Source organism: Streptomyces sp. NPDC058665 (genome assembly GCF_042714995.1).
Taxonomy (GTDB): Bacteria; Actinomycetota; Actinomycetes; order Streptomycetales; family Streptomycetaceae; genus Streptomyces.
In genome coordinates, this window is record NZ_JBHXRX010000023.1 from 1 (window position 1) to 23389 (window position 23389).

At 70.2% G+C, this 23389-nt stretch carries 25 protein-coding genes; 17 read left to right on the top strand and 8 right to left on the bottom strand.

Features of this window, described 5'->3' with window-relative positions; all coding sequences use genetic code 11:
- Positions 1-116: 116 nt before the first annotated feature.
- Positions 117-533 carry a MerR family transcriptional regulator gene (locus tag ACFWV8_RS16825; RefSeq protein ID WP_384202030.1) on the bottom strand — a complete coding sequence of 139 codons (417 nt, stop codon included), beginning with the start codon at positions 531-533 and terminating at the stop codon, positions 117-119.
- Positions 534-615: 82 nt separating this feature from the next.
- Between ACFWV8_RS16825 and ACFWV8_RS16830 the strand changes: the two genes are divergently transcribed.
- A complete protein-coding gene (locus ACFWV8_RS16830; protein WP_384202033.1) occupies positions 616-1716 on the top strand; it encodes an alkene reductase in 1101 nt (366 codons plus the stop codon).
- 18 nt (positions 1717-1734) lie between these two features.
- Here ACFWV8_RS16830 and ACFWV8_RS16835 read toward each other — a convergent pair whose 3' ends face one another.
- Both ACFWV8_RS16835 and ACFWV8_RS16840 read right to left on the bottom strand, forming a co-directional pair.
- The gene (locus tag ACFWV8_RS16835; protein ID WP_384202036.1) at positions 1735-2973 is read right to left on the bottom strand and encodes a lactonase family protein; all 1239 of its coding nucleotides are present in this window, start codon (positions 2971-2973) and stop codon (positions 1735-1737) included.
- Between the two features lie 104 nt (positions 2974-3077).
- Positions 3078-3995: a hypothetical protein gene (locus tag ACFWV8_RS16840; protein WP_384202039.1), complete on the bottom strand. Its 918-nt coding sequence runs from the start codon at positions 3993-3995 to the stop codon at positions 3078-3080.
- 473 nt (positions 3996-4468) lie between these two features.
- Between ACFWV8_RS16840 and ACFWV8_RS16845 the strand changes: the two genes are divergently transcribed.
- Together ACFWV8_RS16845 and ACFWV8_RS16850 are read left to right on the top strand one after the other, a co-directional pair.
- On the top strand, positions 4469-5566 hold the full coding sequence (locus tag ACFWV8_RS16845) for an N-acetylmuramoyl-L-alanine amidase (RefSeq protein WP_384202041.1): 1098 nt from the start codon (positions 4469-4471) through the stop codon (positions 5564-5566).
- Positions 5567-5820: 254 nt separating this feature from the next.
- Positions 5821-6873 carry an aldo/keto reductase gene (locus ACFWV8_RS16850; RefSeq protein ID WP_384202044.1) on the top strand — a complete coding sequence of 351 codons (1053 nt, stop codon included), beginning with the start codon at positions 5821-5823 and terminating at the stop codon, positions 6871-6873.
- A 115-nt stretch (positions 6874-6988) separates the two neighbouring features.
- On the opposite strand, the gene ACFWV8_RS16855 is transcribed toward ACFWV8_RS16850, so the two are convergent.
- The gene (locus ACFWV8_RS16855) at positions 6989-7555 is read right to left on the bottom strand and encodes an NAD(P)H-dependent oxidoreductase (RefSeq protein WP_329377313.1); all 567 of its coding nucleotides are present in this window, start codon (positions 7553-7555) and stop codon (positions 6989-6991) included.
- A gap of 85 nt (positions 7556-7640) precedes the next feature.
- On the opposite strand from ACFWV8_RS16855, the gene ACFWV8_RS16860 reads away from it, so the two are divergent.
- The 6 genes from ACFWV8_RS16860 to ACFWV8_RS16885 all read left to right on the top strand — a co-directional run bounded on the left by ACFWV8_RS16860 (position 7641) and on the right by ACFWV8_RS16885 (position 12265).
- Positions 7641-8153, top strand: coding sequence for a MarR family winged helix-turn-helix transcriptional regulator (locus ACFWV8_RS16860; protein ID WP_384202047.1), 513 nt, complete (start codon positions 7641-7643; stop codon positions 8151-8153).
- Between the two features lie 117 nt (positions 8154-8270).
- On the top strand, positions 8271-9122 hold the full coding sequence (locus tag ACFWV8_RS16865; RefSeq protein WP_384202049.1) for an aldo/keto reductase: 852 nt from the start codon (positions 8271-8273) through the stop codon (positions 9120-9122).
- A gap of 85 nt (positions 9123-9207) precedes the next feature.
- Positions 9208-9447 carry a DUF2630 family protein gene (locus tag ACFWV8_RS16870; protein ID WP_384202051.1) on the top strand — a complete coding sequence of 80 codons (240 nt, stop codon included), beginning with the start codon at positions 9208-9210 and terminating at the stop codon, positions 9445-9447.
- A 110-nt stretch (positions 9448-9557) separates the two neighbouring features.
- Positions 9558-10436, top strand: a complete 879-nt coding sequence (locus ACFWV8_RS16875) for an amidohydrolase family protein (protein ID WP_384202054.1) — start codon at positions 9558-9560, stop codon at positions 10434-10436.
- Between the two features lie 100 nt (positions 10437-10536).
- Positions 10537-11754 (top strand): cysteine desulfurase-like protein, encoded by a 1218-nt coding sequence (locus ACFWV8_RS16880; RefSeq protein WP_384202057.1) that lies wholly within the window; start codon positions 10537-10539, stop codon positions 11752-11754.
- 28 nt (positions 11755-11782) lie between these two features.
- A complete protein-coding gene (locus ACFWV8_RS16885; RefSeq protein ID WP_384202059.1) occupies positions 11783-12265 on the top strand; it encodes an AAA family ATPase in 483 nt (160 codons plus the stop codon).
- A 165-nt stretch (positions 12266-12430) separates the two neighbouring features.
- Here the strand turns inward: ACFWV8_RS16885 and ACFWV8_RS16890 are convergent, their stop codons facing one another.
- Entirely contained in the window at positions 12431-13003 is a 573-nt protein-coding gene (locus tag ACFWV8_RS16890) for a CGNR zinc finger domain-containing protein (RefSeq protein ID WP_384202062.1), read from the bottom strand.
- 99 nt (positions 13004-13102) lie between these two features.
- Here ACFWV8_RS16890 and ACFWV8_RS16895 point away from each other — a divergent pair, with 99 nt between their 5' ends.
- From ACFWV8_RS16895 to ACFWV8_RS16905, 3 genes are read left to right on the top strand one after another with little or no spacing between them, the layout of a single operon-like run.
- Complete coding sequence (locus tag ACFWV8_RS16895) at positions 13103-13795, top strand: haloacid dehalogenase type II (protein WP_384202065.1); 693 nt, start codon at positions 13103-13105, stop codon at positions 13793-13795.
- A gap of 29 nt (positions 13796-13824) precedes the next feature.
- Positions 13825-14805, top strand: a complete 981-nt coding sequence (locus ACFWV8_RS16900; protein ID WP_384202068.1) for an aminoglycoside phosphotransferase family protein — start codon at positions 13825-13827, stop codon at positions 14803-14805.
- Positions 14806-14855: 50 nt separating this feature from the next.
- The gene (locus ACFWV8_RS16905; RefSeq protein ID WP_384202070.1) at positions 14856-15998 is read left to right on the top strand and encodes an AI-2E family transporter; all 1143 of its coding nucleotides are present in this window, start codon (positions 14856-14858) and stop codon (positions 15996-15998) included.
- A gap of 204 nt (positions 15999-16202) precedes the next feature.
- Here the strand turns inward: ACFWV8_RS16905 and ACFWV8_RS16910 are convergent, their stop codons facing one another.
- On the bottom strand, positions 16203-16820 hold the full coding sequence (locus ACFWV8_RS16910; protein WP_384202073.1) for a DUF998 domain-containing protein: 618 nt from the start codon (positions 16818-16820) through the stop codon (positions 16203-16205).
- 155 nt (positions 16821-16975) lie between these two features.
- Between ACFWV8_RS16910 and ACFWV8_RS16915 the strand changes: the two genes are divergently transcribed.
- Together ACFWV8_RS16915 and ACFWV8_RS16920 are read left to right on the top strand one after the other, a co-directional pair.
- Positions 16976-17536, top strand: coding sequence for a DinB family protein (locus ACFWV8_RS16915; RefSeq protein ID WP_384202076.1), 561 nt, complete (start codon positions 16976-16978; stop codon positions 17534-17536).
- Positions 17533-18093 (top strand): exonuclease domain-containing protein, encoded by a 561-nt coding sequence (locus tag ACFWV8_RS16920; RefSeq protein WP_384202077.1) that lies wholly within the window; start codon positions 17533-17535, stop codon positions 18091-18093. Before ACFWV8_RS16915 ends, ACFWV8_RS16920 begins: the two co-directional genes overlap by 4 nt.
- An 88-nt stretch (positions 18094-18181) precedes the next feature.
- On the opposite strand, the gene ACFWV8_RS16925 is transcribed toward ACFWV8_RS16920, so the two are convergent.
- Positions 18182-19111, bottom strand: coding sequence for a MerR family transcriptional regulator (locus ACFWV8_RS16925; RefSeq protein ID WP_384202327.1), 930 nt, complete (start codon positions 19109-19111; stop codon positions 18182-18184).
- 349 nt (positions 19112-19460) lie between these two features.
- Here ACFWV8_RS16925 and ACFWV8_RS16930 point away from each other — a divergent pair, with 349 nt between their 5' ends.
- Together ACFWV8_RS16930 and ACFWV8_RS16935 are read left to right on the top strand one after the other, a co-directional pair.
- Entirely contained in the window at positions 19461-21017 is a 1557-nt protein-coding gene (locus ACFWV8_RS16930; RefSeq protein ID WP_384202080.1) for a carboxylesterase/lipase family protein, read from the top strand.
- Between the two features lie 22 nt (positions 21018-21039).
- A complete protein-coding gene (locus ACFWV8_RS16935) occupies positions 21040-21879 on the top strand; it encodes a tetratricopeptide repeat protein (RefSeq protein WP_384202082.1) in 840 nt (279 codons plus the stop codon).
- 42 nt (positions 21880-21921) lie between these two features.
- Here the strand turns inward: ACFWV8_RS16935 and ACFWV8_RS16940 are convergent, their stop codons facing one another.
- A complete protein-coding gene (locus tag ACFWV8_RS16940) occupies positions 21922-22428 on the bottom strand; it encodes a DUF6624 domain-containing protein (RefSeq protein WP_384202084.1) in 507 nt (168 codons plus the stop codon).
- Positions 22429-22853: 425 nt separating this feature from the next.
- Here ACFWV8_RS16940 and ACFWV8_RS16945 point away from each other — a divergent pair, with 425 nt between their 5' ends.
- Positions 22854-23378, top strand: coding sequence for a hypothetical protein (locus tag ACFWV8_RS16945; RefSeq protein ID WP_384202087.1), 525 nt, complete (start codon positions 22854-22856; stop codon positions 23376-23378).
- Positions 23379-23389 lie beyond the last annotated feature (11 nt).

Consider the following 23389-nt stretch of genomic DNA (forward strand, 5'->3'; position numbering starts at 1 on the left):
TGTCGGAGTCGTGCGAGTACGTCCAGTACGAGCACGATCCTCCGCCTTGCGATGCACCGCACCAGACGCCGCGGGCCCCGCCTTGCAGGCGGACGACGCTACTTCGAAGACAAGTCCTAGGCCCCACCCGATGACGGTGACGAACCGGACGTGACCGATGCCTCTGGCGTGACCGATGAGCCGGACGCGGCCACGATGACGTCGTCAAGGACCTCCCGCGTACGGACGAGTTCGGCGATCTGCGCGTCGATCCTGGCCCGCTGCCGCGTCAGGTCGGCGACGAGCCACGGCGTCGCCGCCTCCGACGGACCGCCGTCCTCGTCCCGCATGCACGGCAGCAGCTCGGCGATCTTCCCGCTGCACAGCCCGGCGGCGAACAGCTCCTGGATACGGATCACCCGGTCGACCGCCCGCTCCGGATACGTGCGATGGCCCGAGGGCGTACGGGCCGAGACGAGCAGGCCCTGCTCCTCGTAGTAGCGCAGCGAGCGTTCGCTGACGGCCGTCCGCCGCGCCAGTTCGCCGATCTTCACGCTTCCTCCCGGGGTCCGCACCGTCGCCGCGACGGTGGCAGGGATTGAACCTGACACCAGTGTGAGGTCCTACGGTCCCGCCATGACGAAAACGACGCTTCTCGCCCCGTATTCCCTCGGCCCCCTCCGCCTCCCCAACCGTATGGTGATGGCCCCCATGTCCCGCCATCGCGCGGCCGTGGACGGCACACCCCTGCCGGTCGTCGCCGACCACTACGCGCAGCGCGCCAGCGCGGGGTTCATCGTCACCGAAGGCATCTGGCCCAGCAGCCGGGGCCAGAGCGGCTGGCGGCTCCCCGGCCTGGAGACGGCGGCGCACATCGAGGGCTGGCGGGCCGTGACGCAGGCGGTGCACGCCGCAGGGGGCCGGATCATGGCCCAGCTGATGCACGGCGGCCGGCACGGACACCCGCTGTCCCGGATCGACGGTGACATACCGAGCGGCCCGTCCTCCGTACGGGTCCCGGGCCCCGTACATGTACGCGACGGCGGCAAGGCCGACCCCCTCCCGCCGCGCGAGATGACGCACGACGACATCCGGCAGGCCGTCGAGGACCACGCGCAGGCGGCCAGGAACGCGCTGGCGGCCGGCTTCGACGGGGTCGAACTGCACGGCGCCAACAGCTACTTGATCCACCAGTTCCTCGCCGACAACACCAATCTGCGTAACGACGGCTACGGCGGTACGGCCGAGGGCCGGATCCGCTTCCCCGTCGAACTGATCACCGCCGTCGCCGACGCGATCGGAGCCGGGCGGACGGCGCTGCGGCTCTCCCCGGGCAATCCCCAGTTCGGCATGGCCGAGGCCGACCCGGCCCCCGTCTACCACGCGCTCCTCGACGCCGTCGACGGCCTCGGTCTGCTCTACCTCCATCTCACCGACAACGACACCTACCCGGCGCTCGCCGATCTGCGCCCCCGGTGGCACGGACCGCTTGTCGCCAACATCGGTGAGAACCACGACCCGACCACCCGCGAAGGCGGCGAGGCGGTGCTCGCCGACGGGCTCGCCGACCTCGTCTCGTACGGCAGGTCCTTCATCGCCAATCCGGACCTTCCCGAGCGCTTCGCCGTCGGCGCACCTCTCAACACCGTCGACGAGCGGCACCTCTACACCCACGGGGCCGAGGGCTACACCGCCTACCCGGCGCTGTCGCAGGAGCTCTGCTCCGCCGGCAGCTGACGACGGCGGCCCCGTACCTCAGAGCGGCAGCACGCAGACGGCGACCGGAGACGCGAACGGGTCTCCCGCCGGGGCCAGTTGGCCGCTCGCCTGGTCGACGTGGAAGACCGAGACGGTGTTCGACCGCTGGTTGGCGGCGAACAACAGGGCCCCGTCGGGGGAGAGGGCGAGCTGCCTCGGATAGTCACCGCCGACAGGCACCGTGTCCAGCAGCCGCAGGCCGGCGCCGTTCTCCTCCACCGCGAAGCGGGACAGGCTGTTGTGACCACGGTTGGCGAGGAAGACGAACGCTCCGTCGGCCGTGATCACCGGCTGGGACGGGAAGCTGCTCCCCGCGCCGCCGGCGCCGGTGGGCAGCGGTTCGCCGGGAGTGAGGGTCCCGCTGTCCGCGTCGTAGCCGCAGACGGCGATCGTGTTGTTCAACTCGTTGGCCAGATAGGCGAATTGGCCCGACGGGTGGAAGACGAGATGCCGCGGCCCCGCGCCCGCGGGAAGCGTCGCGTAACTGACCTGGGTGAGCGTGCCCGCCGTCTCGTCGATGCGGTAGGTGTAGACGCTGTCGGTGCCGAGGTCGACGGCGAGCACGTGGCCGCCGTCCGGGGCGGTGACGATCTGGTGCGCGTGCGGGCCGTTCTGGCCGGGCCCCGGGGCCGGTTCGGAGTGGGTGACCAGATCGGTGCGCTCGCCCAGCGCGCCCGATGACTCAATGGGGTGGACGGCGACGCTGCCGGAGCCGTAGTTCGCGCTGAGGAGCCAGCGTCCGCCGGGGTGCACGGACAGATGGCAGGGCGAGGAGCCGCCGGTGCTACGGGTGCCGAGGACCGTGTGGCCGCCGTCCTCGCCCAGCGAGATCGCGGTGACGCCGCCGTCCTGGCGCTCGTTGACCGCGTACAGGGTCGTGCCGTCGGGGTGGACGGCGAGGTACGAGGGGTCGCCGACGCCCTGGAGGGTGCCGGTGGCGGTGATCTGCCCCGTACCCGTGTCGTACGAGGCGAGCCCGATGCCCGGACCGCCGCTGGAGGTGTACGTACCGATGAACAGCGGCCCCGTGGCGAGGGATCGCCGGGGGCGGGTCGCGGTCCGGCCCGGGGTCCGGCTGGTCGCGGTCGCCGTGGCGGCGGGCACCGAGACCGTCGCCACGGCCGCCGCCAGTATGCCGACGACCCGGCGGCGGCTCGGGCCGGCGGCCGGCTTCGCGGCCGGTGCGGTTCCTCCGGTCGCCGTCTCTGATTCTGTTCCTGTGCGGTCGTTTCTCATGCCGGGCACCTCGTGTGACTCGTGGGGGGTGGAGTGCTTGCCGGTGTTGTGGCAGACACCCTTCCGCCATCCGGCCCTCGTCGGCAAGAGCCCGATCGACGCCGTCAGTCGCGGAGCGCCAGGGCGTCGCCCATCACGATCACCGGCCGCTTCGCCGGGTCCAGCTTGCGCAGGAGGTCGACCATCCGCGTCCTCGACAGCGAGACGCAGGCCTGGGTGGGTCCCTCGTGGTCGACATGGATCCAGACGCCGCCGCCCTTGGTGGCCCCGAGGGGGCGGGTCTGGTCCAGCGGGGTGGTCCCCGATGCGCGGTTGTAGTCGATGGCGACGACGTAGTCGAAGGAGCCTTCCAGCGACTCGCCCAGGAACCCGGTGCCAGGGGACTCGAAGTACTCGCTCTCGTCGTACGGGAGCCTGGCCCCCGGGTCGGGGAGCCGGCCTCCTGCGTCGCCGAGCGTGAAGACGCCGATCGGCGAACGCAGGTCGTCCGCCTGGTGGTTGTGCGTCCAGCCGCGCAGCGCGTTGTGCGCCGGCCAGCGGTTGGTGACGGGCTCCCAGCCCGTGTCCGCGTCCCGCTCGTACAGTACGACGCCGGACTTCGGCGAGTTCCGGCCCTCGCCGCTGACCACGAGCGCCTGACGGCTGGCGACGGGGACGCGGGAGCGGGTGAGCGGGCCGAGACCGGGGATCTCACGGACCAGGGCCGCTTCCACGGGCTGCCCGGCGAGCCCGCGGGCCGCTTCGTTCGCCGAGCCCCGTCGCCCGGGGGCGCCCTCCAGGCGGCCCCCTTCGGCCGACTTGCTCTCCGTGGCCGGGCCCTCCTTGCTCCCGCCTTCCCTGGTCCCGTCCTCTTTCGTCCCGCTGTGGGAGGATCCCGCCCGCGCGGCCCGGCTCTCCGTACGCTGTTCGGCGCCGGGCGCGGGCCCCGGCTCGGCGCATCCGGCGATGACGAGACATGTGCAGAGCGAGGTGAGGGCCAGGGCGCCTCTCGCGAGATGGAGAGCGCGGGGGAGAAGGGGCATGGCGAGCCTTTCGTGGGTGCTTTCAGACGGTCCGTCCTCGTCCGACGCGTTTCTCCGCGCTATGAAACGCGATCATCGTCTGATCCGACCGCCCCACGATGCGCGATCAGACAGGGTTCCGAAGATTTCCCTCGTACTGCCTAACGGCCCGTCAGAAGTCATGAGCGGAAACGCGTCTTCGTGATTTCCGGCTCTCAGGGGCTTCCGTCATTGGTGCGAGCAAAGGTGGTCGAGGGTGATTGGTCACCTCGCGGGCGATTCGCGGACCCGCGTAGTTTCACGCGACGGAAAAGCCGCCGAATAGGTTGCCCGACGGGGTTGTCGGGGACATGGCGGGATTGCTTGTCTTGATGCGTCGAGGACAGTCGACGCGCGTCAACTCCGCCCCACCGGACTGGCGTAAGTCGGTTGCGCGACACGCCTGTTGTCGTTGAACCCGGGAGATCGTTCCCCCACTTCCCAAGGAGATCGACATGGTTGCCCAGTCAGAACCCGGCCGTCGAACGCTGCTGAGGGGCGGTCTGACCGCTACGGCCGTCAGCGCCCTCGGACTCGCCGCGAACGGACCGGCCCACGCGGCTCCGGTGCGCACGGACAGCCGTGCGAAGGCCGGTTCGCCGCTCGCCGCCCCCGAGCCGCGCGTCTACACCACCGCGGAATGGGGCGCGCGGCCCCCGAACCAGCAGATCGTCGTACTCGACCGGGTGCCGACGTACATCGTCGTGCACCACACCGCGGAGCCCGGCAACAGCGAGGACTACTCGCTGGAGCACGCGATGGCGATCTGCCGGTCTATCCAGAACTTCCATATGGACGGCCAGGGTTGGGGCGACTCCGGCCAGCAGTTCACCAACTCGCGCGGCGGGTACGTCCTCGAAGGCCGGCACCAGAGCCTCGACGTCGTACGCGGCGGTACGCAGCATGTGCAGGGCGCGAACGTGGGCGGCCGGAACAGCGAGGTCATCGGCATCGAGAACGAAGGCCTCTACACGGAGGTCGACGTACCGGCCGCGCTCTGGGACTCCCTCGTCCCACTCGTCGCGTGGATCGCCACCCAGTACGGGCGGCCGGTCACCGACATCATGGGCCACCGCGACTTCAACTCCACCGAATGCCCCGGCGGCGTGCTCTACGGCAGACTGCAGGAGCTGCGCGACGCGGTCGCGGGCGTGCTCGGTGTCGCACCGGCCGACCGGCCCTCCGTCTGGCCGCTGCTGCGCCCGGGATCCGCCGGCCCCCAGGTGCGCGCAGCGCAGTACCTTCTGCGTGGTCGCGGCTTCTCGGACGTACCGGTCGACGGGGTCTTCGGCGCCGCCACCAAGCGCGCGGTCGTCAAGCTGGCCGACGTGCACAACGTCGAGAGGCACACCTGCGCGGCCATGGTCCGGAGCGGCACGGACGAGACCGGCTACCTCGGCTCCGACATCTGGCCGCTGATCACCCCGAAGGTCAGGGCGGGAGAGAACGCGGACATCGCGAAGGCGGTGGCCACCCTGCACCGCGCGGGCGCGGACAGGGCTCACTCGGCCGGCGTACTCACCCCGACGGACTGGAAGCGGCTGCTGGCCTGATCGCCGGCGATCCATCGCCGGCTCGAACTGTCCGCATACCAGGGGCCCTTCGGCGGCAAGAGTCACTTCTTGCCGCCGAAGGGCCCCTTTCGGATGCGCCGGCAAGTGACGGGGCGTCAGATGTCTGTCTTGTTGCCGGCCCGGACAAACTCGCCGACGTTCGGCGGTCCGGGGGAGACTGTGCCCGCTGATCCGCATCACTGATCCGCATCAGTGATCGACTTCACTGATCGACTTCTGCCAGGGAGCGCACGATGACGGAGTACCGGAACCTCGGCCGCACGGGTGTGAAGGTCAGCCCTCTCTGCCTGGGCACGATGATGTTCGGGGCCCGAGGCAACACCGACCACGACGACAGCGTCCGGATCATCCACCGGGCGCTCGACTCGGGCATCAACTTCGTCGACACCGCCGACGTCTACTCGGCGGGCGAGTCGGAGACGATCGTAGGCAAGGCGCTGGCCGGCGGTCGCAGGGACGATGTCGTCCTCGCGACGAAGTTCCACGGCGCCCTCGGCGACGGCCCCAACGAGCGTGGCAACTCCCGGCGTTGGATCATCCAGGAGGTCGAGAACAGCCTGCGCAGGCTGAAGACCGACTGGATCGACCTCTACCAGGTGCACCGGCCCGAGCCGGACACCGACTTCGACGAGACGCTGGGCGCGCTCAGCGATCTCGTTCACCAGGGCAAGATCCGCCACATCGGCACCTCCACGTTCGAGCCGTCGGCGATCGTCGAGGGGCAGTGGATCGCGGAGCGGCGCGGCAGGGAACGGGTCGCGACCGAACAGCCCCCGTACTCCCTGCTCGCACGCGGCATCGAGCGCGAGATGCTGCCCGTGGCAGAGCGGTACGGACTCGGGGTGCTGTCCTGGGGTCCGCTGGCCGGTGGCTGGCTGTCCGGCCGCTTCCGCAAGGGCGTCGCACAGCCCGAGTCCAGTCGCTCGGCCCAGCAGACGGAGCGCTTCGACATCAACTCCGCAGAGAACGCGGCCAAGCTGGACGCGGCCGAGAGCCTCGCGCTGCTGGCTGAGGAGTCGGGGCTGACCCTGGTGGAACTGGCGGTGGCCTTCGTCATCGAACACCCGGCGGTCACCTCGGCGATCATCGGGCCCCGGACGTACGAGCAGTTGGAGAGCCAGTTGCGAGCGGACGAGGTACGCCTCAGCCGCGATGTGCTGGACCGCATCGACGAGATCGTGCCGCCGGGCACCAACCTCTCGGGACGGGACGCCGGTTACGTACCTCCGTCGATCGCCGACCCGTCCCGGCGCCGCAGGTCCGCAGCCCCGGCCCGGACCTACTGACCCGCCTCGGCACCGGCCGCCGGCGGCGTGACGAACGCCTGACGAGCGCCGCGGCAGCGATGAGTCCGGCAGATCACGAGGGCTGGTCCGCCGGACTTTCTCCCGAGCGGTGTCGTCAGGCGTCGGTACGGACCGTCTTGAGCGCCTTGGACCAGCTGACGAGCTGGTCGAGCGTGGTGTCCAGGGCCGCCTTCTGGTGGTCGCCGGGCTTGAACGTGGAGAAGTTCTCGAAGTCGCCGAAGAGCGAGAGCGCGACCTGCGCCCGCACGGTGGCCACCTGGAGCTCGGACATGATCAGACGCAGGTGCTCGACGGCGCGCGTACCGCCGACGCTGCCGTAGCTGACGAAACCGGCGGCCTTGTTGTTCCACTCGCCGTAGAGGAAGTCGATGGCGTTCTTCAGGGCGCCGGAGGTCGAGTGGTTGTACTCGGGAGTGACGAAGAGATAGCCGTCGAAGGAGGCGATCTTCTCGGCCCACGCGAGGGTGTGGGCGTTCGCGTACTGGCCCATGGACGGCGGGACGGCCTCGTCCAGGTGCGGCAGCTTGAAGTCGGCGATATCGACGAGTTCGAACTCCGCGTCGCCGCGCTGAACGGCGATCTCCTGCGCCCACTTGGCGACGGCCTCGCCATTACGGCCAGGACGGGTGCTGCCCAGAATGACCGCGATCTTCAACGTCATGGGGTGCTCCAAACTTGATACATCAACTGACGATGCCAATCCTGCTCACGCTTGAAGTCTCAAGTCAAGCGGCTACGATGCTCCCATGACTGATGAGCTCCCCCCGGCGGACGACACGCCGTGGCTCTCCGAGGCCGAGCGGGAGTCGTGGGTGCCGTTCAGCGGAATGCTCCTCGGTCTGGTCAGCGCGCTGGACGCACAGCTCCAGAGCGACGCCAGGATCAGTTTCTTCGGCTATCTGGTCCTGGCCGGCCTCTCTGAGGCCCCCGGGCGCACCCTGCCCATGAGCGACCTGTCCGTCCTGGCGCACGGCTCCCTGTCGCGGCTCTCCCACGCCGTGTCCACGCTGGAGAAGCGCGGCTGGGTCCGCCGCAGCCCCTCGCCGGAGAACGGCCGCGTCACGGTCGCGACCCTCACCGACGCCGGTTACGCCAAGGTCGTCGCCACCGCGCCCGCGCATGTGGAGGCCGTCCGCAGGCTCGTCCTCGACCCGATCGACGCGGACCAGCTCCGCGCGCTCGGCACGATCTCCACCGTCATCCGCGACTCGATGGGTTCGCCCTGCGACTGGCCGCCCCGCCCCCGCACCGCCGGGTGACCGGACGCTCCGTCGCGGTTGACAGGCGGCGCCCTGGTGAGAGCCTTGAAGGGGCACGGGACGACGACCGGTTCGCGTGGCCGTAAGGCGCGACGACTGCCCGAGGAGGGGAGCGCGATGGGACCGACACCGGGCGTCCGTTCCGTCCCGCTCCCCTCGGGAGAACACGTTCCCGTGCTCGGACAGGGCACCTGGGGCTGGGCACAGGACCCGGCGCGCCGCGCGTCCGAGAAGGAGTCCCTGCTGCTGGGACTCGACCTCGGCCTCACGCTGGTCGACACCGCCGAGATGTACGGGCAGGGCGCCGCGGAGGAACTGCTGGGCGAGACCCTCGCGGGCCGCCGCGACGAAGCCTTTCTGGTGAGCAAGGTGCTGCCGTACAACGCGAGCCGTACCGAGACCGCCGGCGCGTGTGAGCGCAGCCTGAAGCGCCTGCGCACCGATCGCATCGATCTCTATCTGCTCCACTGGCGGGGCTCCGTGCCGCTGGAGGAGACGATCGCCGCCTTCGAGGAACTACGGCAGGCGGGCAAGATCCACCACTGGGGAGTCAGCAACTTCGACCCGGCGGACCTGCGGGATCTCGCGGAGGTGACCGGCGGCGACGCGATGGCCACGAACCAGGTCCTCTACAACCTGACCCGGCGCGGAATCGAGTACGACCTGCTGCCCGGCTGCCAGGGAAGGGGCATCCCGGTCATGGCCTACTCGCCGGTCGAACAGGGACGGCTGCTGTCCGCCCCGGCGCTCGAAACCGTGGCCCACCGCCTCCGGGCCACACCGGCGCAGGTGGCCCTGGCCTGGGTCCTTCGCCGGAGTGACGTGATCGCGATCCCCCGGGCCGGCCGGCCGGATCACGTACGAGAGAACCACGCCGCGCTCGCACTTGACCTGACCGACGACGACCTGACCGAACTCGACGAGGCTTTCCCGCCGGCCCGGGGCCCGGTGCCGCTGGAGATGCTGTGAGCGGCGGCGGCCGGCAGGGCGGCGGACACCGAGGCGGCGGGCAATCCCGGCACCGGCGGAGGTCCGGACACCGACGGAGGTAGTGATGGCCGACGACATTCTGCGGACGATCGACACGCTGGTCGCGGAGGAACGCCAACTCCGTGACCGGGCCCCCGGCAAGGGCCTCGCCCCGGAGGAACGCGCACGGCTGAAGGTGCTTGAGGAGCGGCTGGACCAGTGCTGGGACCTGCTGCGGCGGCGGAGGGCCGGGGCGGATTCCGGCGAGGACCCGGAGCGGGTCGAACCCCGCCCGGTCGCCGAGGTCGAGTCGTACGAGCAATGAGCGCACCCGGGGAGACGGGTGCGGCGGCCGCAGGCCGGGGGAGAGGGGCCGCGGAACCGCCGATCGTCCGCCAGGCGCGGACGACGACATAAAGGAAAGGGCGGCCCGTCATGGCAGCCAGCACCCACGACCGGCCGGCCGGCAGCCCCCGGCTCGACACGCACCAATACTTCTGGAGCCTCGACCAGATCGCCCGGGGTCATTTCCCGTGGATGCCTGCGAGGGGTGTGCTGCGCGAGGACCACTCTCCCGAGCGTCTGGAACCTCATGTCAGGGCCACCGACGTGGGCGGCACGGTGGCCGTCCAGGCGGCGGCCAATCTCGAAGAGACCCTGGCCCTTCTCGACATCGCGCGGTCCACCCCCTTCGTACTCGGAGTGACGGGGTGGGCGGACCTCTCGCGGCCGGACGCCGCCGACACGCTCGAAAGCCTCGCCGCCGACGAGAACCTCCTCGCCCTGCGCCCGATGCTCCACGACATCGAGGACCCGAGGTGGGTCACCCGGCCGGAGGTCCGTACCAGCCTCGGCACACTGAGCAACCTCGGCCGCCGCTTCGAGGCGCTCACCCGCCCGAAACACCTGCCGGCCCTCTGCGAAGCCATCGACGCCGTCCCGGAACTGCCCGTCGTGATCGACCACCTCTCCAAGCCCCACTACGAGTGGGACGCGGACGAACCGTGGCGTACGTGGATGGCACGCTGCGCCGAACGCCCCGCCACCTACTGCAAGATCTCCGGCATGCTCACCGAGGTCGGTCCCGTCTGGCACGCCGACGACTTCCAGCCGTACGTCGACTTCCTCTTCGAGACGTTCGGGACGGACCGCGTGATGTTCGGGAGCGACTGGCCCGTCTCCCGCCAGCGCCTCGAATACCCGGACGTCGTGGACCTCACGGACCACCTCGTGTCAGGTCTCTCGCCTGAGGAGGCGGAGGCGTTCTGGCGGGGGAACGCGGAGAGGTTCTACGGAGTCGACCTGACGCCGTAGGCGTCGGGTCCGGGAGGCGGCTTTTCGGGAGGCGGTTGCGGGCGTGATGTCAGACGCGTCTGCGATGATCGGCCCGGAGCGCGAGCCCGGAGGGGGAGCAGTGAAGGATTCCGAGACGTACGACGTGGACGCGGTACGTGCCCGCTTCCCCGCCCTTCGAGCGGGAGTCGCGCACTTCGACGGCCCCGGCGGCACGCAGATGCCCGCGCCGGTCATCGAGGCGATCACCGGCGCGCTGAGCAACCCGCTGTCGGTCAGGGGCTCCGTGGCGCCGGGAGAGATCAACGCCGAGACGATCGTCCGCGAGTTCCGGCGGGCGATGGCCGACCTCTTGGGCGCGCGGGAGACGGGGATCGTCGTCGGGCGCAGCGCCACCCAGCTGACGTACGACTTCTCCCGGGTACTGGCCCGGAGTTGGGCGCCCGGCGACGAGGTGGTGGTGAGCCGGCTGGACCACGACTCCAACATCCGCCCCTGGGTACAGGCCGCCGACCGGGCCGGTGCGGTGGTGCGCTGGGCGGACTTCGATCCGGCCACGGGCGAGCTGCCCGTGGCGTCCGTGGGTGCCTTGCTGACCGATCGCACGCGGCTGGTCGCGGTGACCGCCGCGTCGAACCTGATCGGGACACGGCCGGACGTGGCGGCCATGGCCGAGCTGGTCCACCGGGCGGGCGCGCTGCTGTACGTCGACGGGGTGCACTTCGCCGCGCACGCCCTCGTGGACGTCGAGGCGCTCGGCGCGGACCTTTTCGTCTGCTCGCCGTACAAGTTCTTCGGCCCGCACCACGGCGTGCTCGCCGCTTCCCCGCACCTGCTGGAAACCCTGCGACCGGACAAACTGGCGCCGTCGGCCGACGCGATACCGGAGCGCTTCGAGCTCGGCACCCTCCCGTACGAGGCCCTCGCGGGCACCCGCGCCGCCGTGGACTTCCTCGCGGGTCTCGCCCCCGGCACGGCCGGAGACCGGCGGGAGCGTCTGCGGTCCGCCTACGCGGCGATCGAGGTTCACGAGACGGCGCTGGGCGAGAGGATGGAGGAGGCGCTGTCCCAACTCGGCGGCGTGACACGGCACTCCCGCGCGACGCTTCGAACCCCGACGACGCTGCTCACGTTCAACGACCGCAGCGCGTCCGACGCCTACCACTTCCTCGCCCGCTCCCAGGTCCACGCTTCCGCGGGCTCGTTCTACGCGCTGGAAGCATCCCGCCATCTCGGCCTGGGAGACACGGGCGGCCTGCGGGTGGGCCTGTCCCCGTACAACAACGCGGACGACGTCGACCGACTGATGACGGGCCTGTCGGCGTTCCTCCGCGCCTGAGCCGCTAGCGGGACGAGAGTGGAGAGCTGTGACTTCGGCCGAGCACCCGACGCTGATCCTTCTCTGCGGGCTGCCCGGCTCCGGAAAAACGACATCGGCCAAGCGCCTCGCCGAGATCGTTCCGGCGGTGCGGTTGTGTCCGGACGAGTGGATGACCGATCTCGGGCTGGACCTGTATGACGAACCGGCGCGGGATCGTCTGGAGAAACGCCTGTGGAGCCATGCTCAGGAACTGCTGGGGCTCGGCCGTAGCGTGATCCTGGAATACGGCTTCTGGGGGCGCAGGGAACGGGACGAGAAGCGCCTGGCCGCCCGTGAACTCGGCGTCCCGGTCGAGCTGCACTACCTCACGGCCTCGCTCGACGAGCTGAGTGAGCGGATTAAGTCGCGTACGGCAGAGGGAACGTGGGGAGCGGTCCCGGTCACCCGCGACATGCTCGAACAGTACGCGGAGCAGTTCGAGGCCCCGACGGACGACGAACTGGCCCTCTTCGACCGGCCTCCATCCTAGGGTCTGTCGTTTGGATCTTGCTGGGCTCGCGGTCCCTGGCACGCACGCTCGCCACGTTGTCGTCGGTCGCCATGGCTCCGCCATGTCTCCCTCCTTCGCCTTGCGATCGCACGCACCAGACCCCGCTCCCTGATCCGGCCTGATCCAAACGACAGACCCTGGCCGTCAGGCGGTTGAGCCGGGCGCGTGGACCTCGGCGGCTGTCGATGCGCGTCTGCGGGCTCGGTAGGCCGCCGCCTTCACTCGGTTGCCGCACTCGTCCATGCCGCACCAGGTGCGGCGGGCGCCGCGGGAGCGGTCGAGGTAGATGCGGGTGCAGACGGCGCGACCGCACTCCTTGAGGTGGGCGTCGGGGTCCGCGAGCAAGACCACAGCGCTTCTGGCGATGTGGGAGAGGACCGCGCGGAGGTCTCCCGACATACGCAGTCCCGTGTCGTCGAGCCTGATCGAGGGCACCGGTCCGGCGGCCATGTCGTTGACGGTCTTGAGGCCGCCCGGATCGAAGGACCGGCCGAGCACGCGGTCGAGAGCGAGCTGGTAAGCCGCTTCGCGTAGTGACAGCGCGGACTCGAAGGCCGCGGGGTCGGCGGTCACACGGTCCGGGAGCCCGTCGCATTCGGCCACCCACCGCTCAAGGTCCCCGGGCGCGGCCAAGCCGTCGAGGGGCATGTCCCGGCGAGAAACCACGGTGCCCGCCAGATCGAGGGCCGGGTCGCCGCTCACGTACGCGAAGTCCACGTCACCATCTTGACCGGTGACGCGACCGATGACAAGGTCGTCACCTGCTGAACCGGTAACGCAGGCCACTCATGACCCACGCCATGAACGGGAGACCGTATGACCGAGATCCGCGACATCGAGGTCGTCGTCTTCGACGTCCTCGGCACACTCGTCGATGAACCCGGCGGGCTTCGCGCCGAGATCCGCGAGGCGCTGCCCGCGGCCGACGATGCGGCCGTCGACGGGCTCCTCACCCTGTGGCAGCGGCATGTGGAGGCCGAACAGCAACGCGTCGCGCGGGGGGACCGCCCGTACGCCAACAGCGAGGCCATCGACGCGGAGGCCGCTCGACGGGTGTCCGACCGGGCCGGACTCACCGATCCGGCGGCCATCGCGCGGCTGGCCACGGCGGGGCAGCGCCTGCCCGCCTGGGGCGACACCGTGGCCGGCCTCGAACGACTCGCGGAGCAGCTCCCCGTCCTCGGGCTCTCCAACGCCGGCCGCACCGCCCTGCTGCGCCTGAGCGCCCACGCCGGTCTGCGCTGGCACCAGGCGCTCTCCGGCGAAGCCGCCGCGGCCTACAAACCCGCCGCCGAGGTCTACCAACTCGCCATCGACACGGCGGGATGCCCACCGGAGCGCGTACTCATGGTGGCGGCCCACGCCTGGGACCTCCGCGGCGCGCAGGCGACCGGCATGCGGACGGCGTACGTGCACCGCCCGGTTGGTGATCCGCCGACGAGCACGGACACCTTCGACGAACGGTTCAAGGCACTGGACGACCTGGCCACCGCGCTGGAGGCGAGGTAGGGCGCCGGGCCGGGCGGTAAGGTGCGGGAATGATCGCGGTACCGGACACCTTCGCGCGAACCACGGTCGAGCGCGAAGGCGCACCGGGAGCGGCATGGCTCGCCGAACTGCCCCGGGTCGTGGACGAGTTGCTGGGGCGTTGGGAGTGCGTCCCGGACGGCGACGTCATGCACGGGGGAGTCGGGATCGTCGCCCCGGTGCGGCGGCGGACCGAAGGGGCTGCCGTGATGAAGGTGTCATTCCCGCATCCCGGCAACGTCCATGAACCGGACGCCTTCGCGGCGTGGCGCGGGCACGGAGCTGTTCTGTTGTACGCGCGCGACGACGAGAACTTCGCGATGCTGCTTGAGCGCGTGCACTCGTCGACCCTGGCGGAGGTCGGGGACGGGGACGAGGTGGCCAGCGTCGCCGGGCGGATCAGCCATCGGCTCGCCGTCCCCGCGCCGCCCGGCCTGCCCCGCCTGTGCGATCAGGCCGATGCCTGGGAGGAGCAACTGCGTAAGGACGCACGAGAGTTGCCCCACACCTTCTCGCGCCACCTCCTGGACGCGGCTTTGGCGACGGTCCGCGAACTGGGCCGCGTCCAGCCGGACATCCTCATCCACGGCGACCTGCACGCCAGGAACATCCTGCGCGCCGACCGCGAGCCGTGGCTGGCCGTCGACCCCAAGGGGTACGTGGGTGACCCCGCGTACGACGCGGGCACGCTGCTCAAGTCACGCGCCCTGGCACTCCTCGCGGCCGACGACCTGGGCAGGGCCGCCCACCGTGTCCTCGACGTGTTCACCGAGACCGCGCGGCTCGATCGCGTCCGCGTCCGGCGCTGGGCGCAACTCCACGCTGTCCAGGCCGCGTTCTGGGGCCGCCGCCATGGCTTCCGTATCGCCCGCGGCGGCCCGGGACTGACCCGGCTCACCGGCTTCGCCGACCACCTCGCGGAGCTGCTGACCGCGGGTGAGACCCGTGTCCTCGGACGCACCGGTCTCGCTTCGGACACACACCCCAACTGAGCTGCCCTGTGCGGCAAACGGGTGGTGGGGAAGCCCATAGGGTGATCCCCATGTCTGCCACGTTGAGTTCCGCAAAGTCACGTGCCGCGCTCCGCGCGTCGGCCCGTATCTCCGTCGAGTTGCTGGTCATCCTCGTGGTGGCCGCGGCCGCTCTCTGGGTTCTGGGGCAGATGTGGTCGGTCGTCTGGCCGCTCATCGTCGGTCTGCTCCTGACCACGCTGACCTGGCCCGCGGCCCGCTTTCTGCGGCGGCACGGGTGGCATTCCGCCCTGGCCGCCTCAGTCGTGATGCTGCTGTTCTTCCTGGTCGCCGCAGGCGTCGTGGCGCTGATCGCCGTTCCCGTGGCCTCCCAGTCGGGCGAGTTGACGAGCGGCGTGAGCGACGGCATCGAGAAGGTGCGTGACTGGGCCTCGGGGCCGCCGCTGAACATCGGGGAGGATGAGATCACCGGCGCCCTCGACAGCGCGGCGGCCCGTGTCCAGGGCAGTGTCGGCACCGTGGTCAACGGGATCGTCACGGGCGTGAGCACGGTGGTCAACGGTGTCGTCACCGCCGTCCTGGCGCTCTTCCTGATGTTCTTCTTCCTCAAGGACGGACCGAACTTCCTGCCGTGGCTGACCCGTCAGCTGCCCGGCAGGCTCGCCACCGACATCCCGGTGGTGTTCGCCCGCAGTTGGGACACCCTCGGCGCGTTCGTGCGCTCCCAGGCGTTCGTCGGCCTGCTCGACGGTGTCTTCATCGGCCTCGGCCTGTGGATCGTGGGCGTACCACTCGTACTCCCGCTGGCCGTACTGACGTTCATCTCCGCGTTCGTGCCCGTCGTCGGCGCCCTGTTCGCCGGACTGGTCGCGGTGCTCATCGCGCTGGTGTCGAGCGGCCCGACGGACGCGCTGATCGTGCTGGGGATCATCATCGTGGTGCAGCAGCTCGAAGGCAATGTGTTCCAGCCCATGATCCAGAGCCGGGGGCTCGGCCTCCACGCGGCGGTGATCCTGCTGGCGGTGACGCTCGGTGCGAGCCTGGCGGGCATCGTGGGCAGCCTGCTGGCCGTACCGGCAGCGGCGTTGATAGGGGTGGTCTGGGCCTACGTACGCGAACAGCTCGCCGACGACGTACCAGCGGATCCGGCAACCGGCGAGCCCGCACCCACGGTCCCTCCGGCCGCGACCGGTGACCCTGTCCCGACGCCGTAGAGGCGGAGATCCACCGTCCGGCCGATCGCACCGCGACCCACTCAGCCCGACACCGCCGCCGCCCCCACACATGGACGTGAGGGGGCGGCGTTGTTCGCTCCGTGTCAGTTCCGGGCGAGACAGAACGGGTGCCCTGCCGGATCGGAGAAGACGAGCGCTTCGTCATGGACCGGCGGCTCTGAAGCTGCCGTTACGGAGCCGCCGTCACGGACCTGCCGTTACGGGACTGTCGCGCCACACCCGGCAGGAGACCGCCACCACCAGTGGCCACACGGCCTGAACGAACGTCACCACCCGCTCCGCGACCCCCGGCGCGTGCCCGTTCTGCAACTCGACCGCGAACCACGCGGCGCCCGCGCACATCAGTACGCTCGCGGCGACCGACACCTTGAAGTTCAGGGCCCACGGCACGTTCCTCCCGCCGCCTTTCCCGCTTCGCTTCGCGGCCAGAGCGGGCCAGACCGCGAGCAGCACAAAGCCGGTGCCGGCCACCAGCCCGTGCTTCAGCGCCCCACCACTGATGGGCGCCGGCACCAACGTCAGAGCCATGGCGGACAGCCCGCCGCCGGCCAGCGCGAGCCGCCCGAGGAACGCCGCCTCCCGCAGCCCGTGTGCCGTGGCCAGGTACGACGCACCCAGCACGATCAGTACGCCTGTCATCAACCAGTAGCCGCGGGCGCCGTAGGAGGCCAGCACGCTGAGTGTGTCTCCCGCGGGGTCGTACGCCGGTCCTTGCAGCCGTTGCGCAATCGTCCAACCGCCGACCAGAAACACAGGGGCACCTGCCGAGGAGAGCAGGACCCACCAGGGGGCACGTCGCATCGCCCCACCGTAAACACCACTGGCCCCCTCCTCCCGATGACACACACTCGGCGCACAACACGTCCCTATCCTGGCGGAAGCCGTACAAGCACACCTGTTCGGCAAGGGCGTAAAGCGCTCGCGGGTCCGGGGCGTCTCAGGCGAACATGGAACGTATGAGTGACCAACCCGCACGATGGACCAAGGCGACCGTCTACCCCGACATGTGGGCCGACCCGGACGACGACCCCCGCAACAGCGAAGGAGTCAGTCCGGACGGCGAGCTCGCGACGCTCCAGGAATTCCTGACGGACTATCGCACGACCCTGCGGATGAAGTGCGAGGGCCTGGACGCGGAGCAACTCGCCCGTCGCTCGGTTCCGCCGTCGACGATGTCGCTGCTCGGCCTGCTCCGCCACCTCGCCGAGGTGGAACGGGACTGGCGCAACTGGATCACCGACGGTGATCCAGTGCCGAAGATCTACGGCGACGGGGGAGCGGACTTCCACGGAGCGGTCGCGGATGAGGCCGAAGTCGAAGCCGCGTACTCCGCTCTGGCGCGGGAACAGGCCGCGACCGACGCCGAGCTGGCCGAGCACCCGGATCTGGGCGAACGCCTGGGGAAGGACGGCATCGCGGTCCGGGAGCTGATGGTGCACAGGATCGACGAGTACGCCCGCCACTGCGGGCACGCGGATCTGCTGCGCGAGTGCGTCGACGGACGAGTGGGGCAATGACGGGGGAGCGCCTGCTGAACGTGGTCGATGTCGAGGCGACGTGCTGGGAGGGACAGCCGCCGCCCGGACAGGTGAGCGAGATCATCGAGATCGGACTCACGGTGGTGGACCTGCGCGCGGGCGAACGCCTCGCCAAGCACCGGCTGCTGGTACGCCCGTCCCGGTCGAAGGTGAGCCCGTTCTGCACGGAGCTGACAGGGCTGACGCAGACCGAGGTGGAGGAGGGCCTGCCGTTCGCCGAGGCGTGCCGGACGCTGGCCGCACAGCACCGAACGGGCCTGCTGCCATGGGCGAGTTGGGGTGACTACGACCGTAACCAGTTCACCCGCCAGTGCCGGCGGACGGGTACGGAGTACCCCTTCGGCCACCGTCACACCAACGCGAAGGTCGCCTTCACCGCCTCCTACGGCCTGCGGCGACGCCCCGGTATGGCCCAGGCGCTGACCGTGGCCGGCCTCCCGCTCGAAGGACGCCACCACCGGGGTGACGACGACGCGTGGAACATCGCCGCACTGGTACTGGATCTGGCCGGCCGCGGAGACTGGCCTGTCGACTAGGGTTGCTGGCCGCGCTGGACGAGTTCGGGGTGGCCAGCCAGGCCGAACGAGGACAGACAGACCTTGACCCGCCTGCTCACCCAACTGTTCACGCACCACCACACCGGAGGTCTTCGGGTGAGTCTTGGGCGGATAGTTCTTCCGCCAGTTCCATACAGCGCAGGCGGGCTGGGGAGAAGTCGTAGGGCATCTTGCCGATGGCTTCGAACACGCTCATGGAGTCGGCCTTGCGCCTGCCGGAGCTGAGGTCGGTCTCGTCCTCGCCGTCATCGGCGGTGGCAGGGTGCAAAGTGTCCCAGGCGTCGAAGAGGGCATCGTCGGCCTTATCCAGGCCGGATTCCTCGATGACGGCGTGCAGGGCGCTTTCGAAGGCGTGCCGTTCGACGGCCACTTGAGCCACCCGTGGATCATCGACGGCGACGCTGTCATCGAATGCCTCCTCGGCGTCATCGATGCGGTCGGAATCCTCCCGCAGAGTGGGATGCGTGGCCAGGGCGATGAAGCGGGTGGCCTGGACGGCCGCGCCGAGCGGGCCGAAGATCCGCTCAGTGACCAGCAGAGTGTCCAGGTCCGCCTGACGCAGGGAGCCCTCGGGCAGGTTCTTGAGGCGTTCGGTGACGAAGTCGGAGAGCAGGCCCATCCGGCTGCCTTCGGTGCGCATCCGCTGCACGGCGGTCCGTTGCCGCCGCAGTTCCGCCTCCTGCTCGGTGAGGGTTTCCTCCAGCCGCTCCAGGATGTCCGCGATACCTTCTCCGCTGTCAGCACCGGCGGAAGCCGCGCCGGTGGTAAAGGCGTCACGGATGTCGTCCAGGGCGATCCCGGCGTCGGCCATCTTGCGGATCCACAGCAAGCGGATCATGTCCTCGTACCCGTAGCGGCGGCGGTCATCGCCGCCCCGCTCAGGCTCGGGGAGCAGGCCGATCTCGTGGTAGTGGCGAATCGCCCGTGGCGTGCTGCCGACGAAGGCCGCCGCGTCACCGATCTTGACCTGGCGGGGTGGCATGAAGGACGAATGCATGAGCAGGGACCCTTTCCTCAAGGCATCGGGACGTAAGTCCACCGGACCACATGCCGCTACGGAAGATGCAACCCGTACACACCGCTCCGTGCCAATGGCAGGAAATGAGCCCTTCCTTTGTAGTGACCGCAGGGCCGTCGTTTCCTGCTGGGGCATCCCCACGATGGCAGGCTGAGGGCCCTCCGCCGTTCCGTAGAACCACTGCCGACCGGCCGGAGCCCGCACCGCGCAGGAAGCTGGTCGCGCTCTCCTCCAACTCGGGCCAGGCCGAGACCTCGGCCCGGTCGGACGACTCGCCACCGACTAAATCGGTTCGCCCGCGCCCCGGTTCAGTGGGACGATCCGCGGCATGTCCGTTGCCGCGCCCCAGTCGTCCAACTCCCCGTCCGATCCGGTCGTCCGCACGTCGGCCGGGCCGGTGCGCGGCTCACGGGAGGGGAGCCTGGCGGTCTTCCGGGGGATCCCGTTCGCCGAACCGCCCGTCGGCGCACGGCGGTTCGCCGCGCCGCGCGTGGTGCGCGGATGGGACGGGGAACGGGACGCGCTCGCGTTCGGACCGCCCCCACCGCAGGCCGGGTTCTTCGGCATGGACGGGTCGGCGCGGGACGCGGCAGGGCACGACTGGCTGACGGTCAATGTCTGGTCGCCCGACCCGGGCCCCGGCGCGGGCCTGCCGGTGATGGTGTGGATCCAGGGCGGCGCGTACGTGATCGGCATGTCCGGGCTGCCCGAATACGACGGCGGTCGCCTGGCGCGCGAGGGCGGCGTCGTGCTGGTGACGTTCAACTACCGTGTGGGGATCGAGGGCTTCGCCCAGATCGAGGGAGCACCGGCCAACCGGGGACTGCTCGACCAGGTCGCCGCGCTGGAGTGGGTCCGTGACCACATCCGCGCCTTCGGCGGGGACCCTGACCGGGTCACGGTCTTCGGCCAGTCGGCAGGCGGCGGTTCGGTCGCCGCGCTGATGGCGATGGGGCGTGCACGGGGGCTCTTCCACCGGGCGGTCGCGCAGAGCGTGCCGGGCACGTTCTTCTCCCCGGACCTCGCCTCCGACGTCGCCGCCGCCTGCGCCTCGGAACTGGGACTGAAGCCCACGACGGCCGACCTGTCGTCCGTCGACCCGGTCCGGCTGTCCGGCGCGGGCGACGCCCTCACGGCCAAGCTCGCTCAACGGGTGGGGAGTTGGGGGAAGGCCGCGCACCGGCGGATCCCGTTCGCGCCCGTGGTCGACGGCGATGTCCTCCCCGTCACCCCGTGGCAGGCACTGGCCGACGGCGCAGGCCGGGACATCGAACTCATCGCGGGCCACACACACGACGAACACCGCCTGTTCGGCCTGATCGACGGCACGCTCGGCCAGGTGTCCGGGGAACAGGCGTCGGCCGCCCTTCAGATGTACGCTCCCGGCCCGGACGGCCCACGACGCTACCGCGAGGCTTTCCCGTCGGCCGACCCGAACGAGCTGTACGAACTGGTCCACGGGGACTGGCTGTTCCGCATGCCGTCTCTCCACCTCGCGGAGGCCCAGATCGCGGGCGGTGGCCGCGCCCACGTCTACGAACTCAACTGGCCCGCACCCGGCATGGGCGGCGCGCTCGGCGCCTGTCACGGGCTGGACGTGCCGCTCGTCTTCGGCAACCTGGACGCCGGCCAAACCGCCGGGCTGATCGGCGACGGCCCGTCGCCGGAGGCGGAGACGCTGTCGGCGCGCATGCGCGCCGGGTGGACCGCGTTCGCCGCCCACGGCGACCCTGGCTGGCCCGCGTACGACACCACGCAGCGCCTGACCCGACTCTTCGACTCCCAACTGGCCGTAGCTCCCTACCCGGAGGAGCTCTCCCGGCTGCTCTGGGAGGACCATGTGTTCCCGGCCCTGTCAATGGTCCGTCGGCCGGGTCACGAGTGAGGCGAGAACGCGAGGCGCGAACATGGACTTGAAACGATGGATCGCGATGGGACTGGGCGTCCTCGCGGACAGCCGCGAGGTCGGCAGGCTGCTGAAACAGCACCCGGATCGGGTGCGGGCGGGCCGTGACTGGCTGCTGGTCGAGGAGGAGCAGGACAACGACTCCCGCGAACTCCGGCACCTGGCCCTGTGGCGCAGACGGACCTGGAACGCGGCCGACGCCGTGGAACCGTACGAGCGACTCGTCGCCGTCCGGGAGCGGGCGTGGGGCGCGGACCATCCCCTGGTCCTGGACACCCGGCTCGGCCTGGCTGCCGTGCGCGCGGAGGCCGGTGATGTGGCCGGGGCCGGTACGACGTACGAGCACCTGCTGTCCGACATGGTGCGCGTACTCGGCGAGGAGCACCCCCGGATCCCATGGGTCCGGCGAAACCTGGCGCACTGGCGGAAGACGAAGCACTGGGTACCGCCGCCACTGCCGAGGATGAACGACCTGGAGGGCCGGGCCCGCGAGGACGCGCTGCGCGACGAGCCCCACGACACGGCGGTCATGCGGCACCTGGCCCAGGTGCGCTGGCGCCAGGGCGACGAAGTCGGCGCCGTGGAGGCGTACGAGCACGTGCTGGCGGAGCGCCTACGGGCGTGGGGCCCCGACCATGACGTCGTGCTGGTCACCCGGCTCACGATGGCCGACATGCGGGCGGAGGCCGGCGATGTGGCCGGGGCCCTGGAAGCGTACGAGAACCTGCTGGCGGACATGGTGCGGGTCCACGGCCCGGAACACCGCGGCACACGATGGACGCGGCACAAGTTGACCCAGTGGCGGGGCCTGTCCGGCGGATCATCGCTCCACGGCAGATGAGCCCTGGGCAATGATCCGCAGGATGCGACGGGGAGCCGGTCGTCAGGCCACGGCGAACTTGGCGACGTACTCGTCGAAGGGCTCGATGCCGACTTCCGCACGGAGTTCGTCCATGCGCTCCGGCTCTTCACAGGGCCACGGCACCGGTGCCCCGTCCTTCACGCCGGCGATCTGAGTGCCGTAGATCTGCCGACGGCCCTCGTTGACCAGTGTGCGGTCGCGCAGAAAGGCCAGCTCGCGCCCGTCGGCCAAGCCTGCCGACACCGCTTGCTCCATGAGCAGGAGGGCGCGACGCTGGACGTCGAGCTGCCGGTCCGCGTGCTGGGCGATCAGCCACGCCGCGCGTGCGGCCTCCTCACCGACCATTTCCGCCGTCGGCCAGCCGAACTCGTCCATGATCTCGCCGAGTCGGTCACCATGCCGCGCGGTCAGCCGACGCCACGCCAACTGCTCGGCTGGGTCATCGCTGTTGGCGCGGATCGAGGACTGTTGATCGGCCGCGGCCATGTCCGTGAGTTCAACGGTCAGTGCGGCAACGATGTGCGCCACTCTCAACTCCCGGTTCAGATCGGTGCGCTGTACTCGCTGCCCGCAACCCTATGGGCGCATATCGGGTATAAAGATCATTCCGGAGAAGGGCGACAGGCGCCTCTCCGCACCCGGATAATGGATCTACACCATCGACCAGTCGATACGACCCTCCACGCCGGTCTCAGCCCGGACGGCAGGTCTCACACGCGTGCGTGTCCGACCAGGAACGCCTTCGGCGGAGCCGTACGCGTGCTCCAGCTCATGCCATGGAACGCGGTTCAGGCCCTTGAGTATCGTCCCCAACGCGTCCTCCGGAATGGCGTTTCCTTCTCACCGCACAAGCCGCGCAGGGGCGCCGCACCTGTGTTCCCTGGCACCCGCACCACAATCCCACACCGCACCTGGGTAGAGTCCACACCCAACACCCCAGCCGAGGAGCCCTCATGAGCACGCAGGAAAACAACACACTCAAGTCCCAGTACGCGGAACAGGTCGCCGCGGACCTTGAGCGGAACACCGTGGAGCAGGAGCGTATCCGTGGCGAAGTCGCCTCCCTGCAGGCGCGGTTGAGTGGTCTGGAGCAGGACCATGAATTGCTGGTCGGCGTGCGCGCGGCACTCGGCGGTACCGGCACCGGCACCCGTACGGGCAAGAAGTCGCCCGCACCGGCGAAGAGCTCGTCGGCCAAGAAGCCCGCCCGGCAGAAGCCTGCCCGGCAGAAGGCCGCCCCGCTCACCGAGCTGATCCACGAGTACCTGACCGAGCAGTCGGAGCCACGTACGGCCGGCGAGATCGCGAAGGCGCTCACCGACGCGCACCCGGACCGCAACCTGAATGACAACCTCGTGCGCACCACGACGGAACGCCTGGTGGCGCGCAGCCGCGCCGAGCGCTCGAAGCAGGGCGCCACCGTCCACTACACGGCGGCCAAGCAGGACGACTCCGCGAGCACCCCGGCTACCGCCTGACGCTCGCCCCG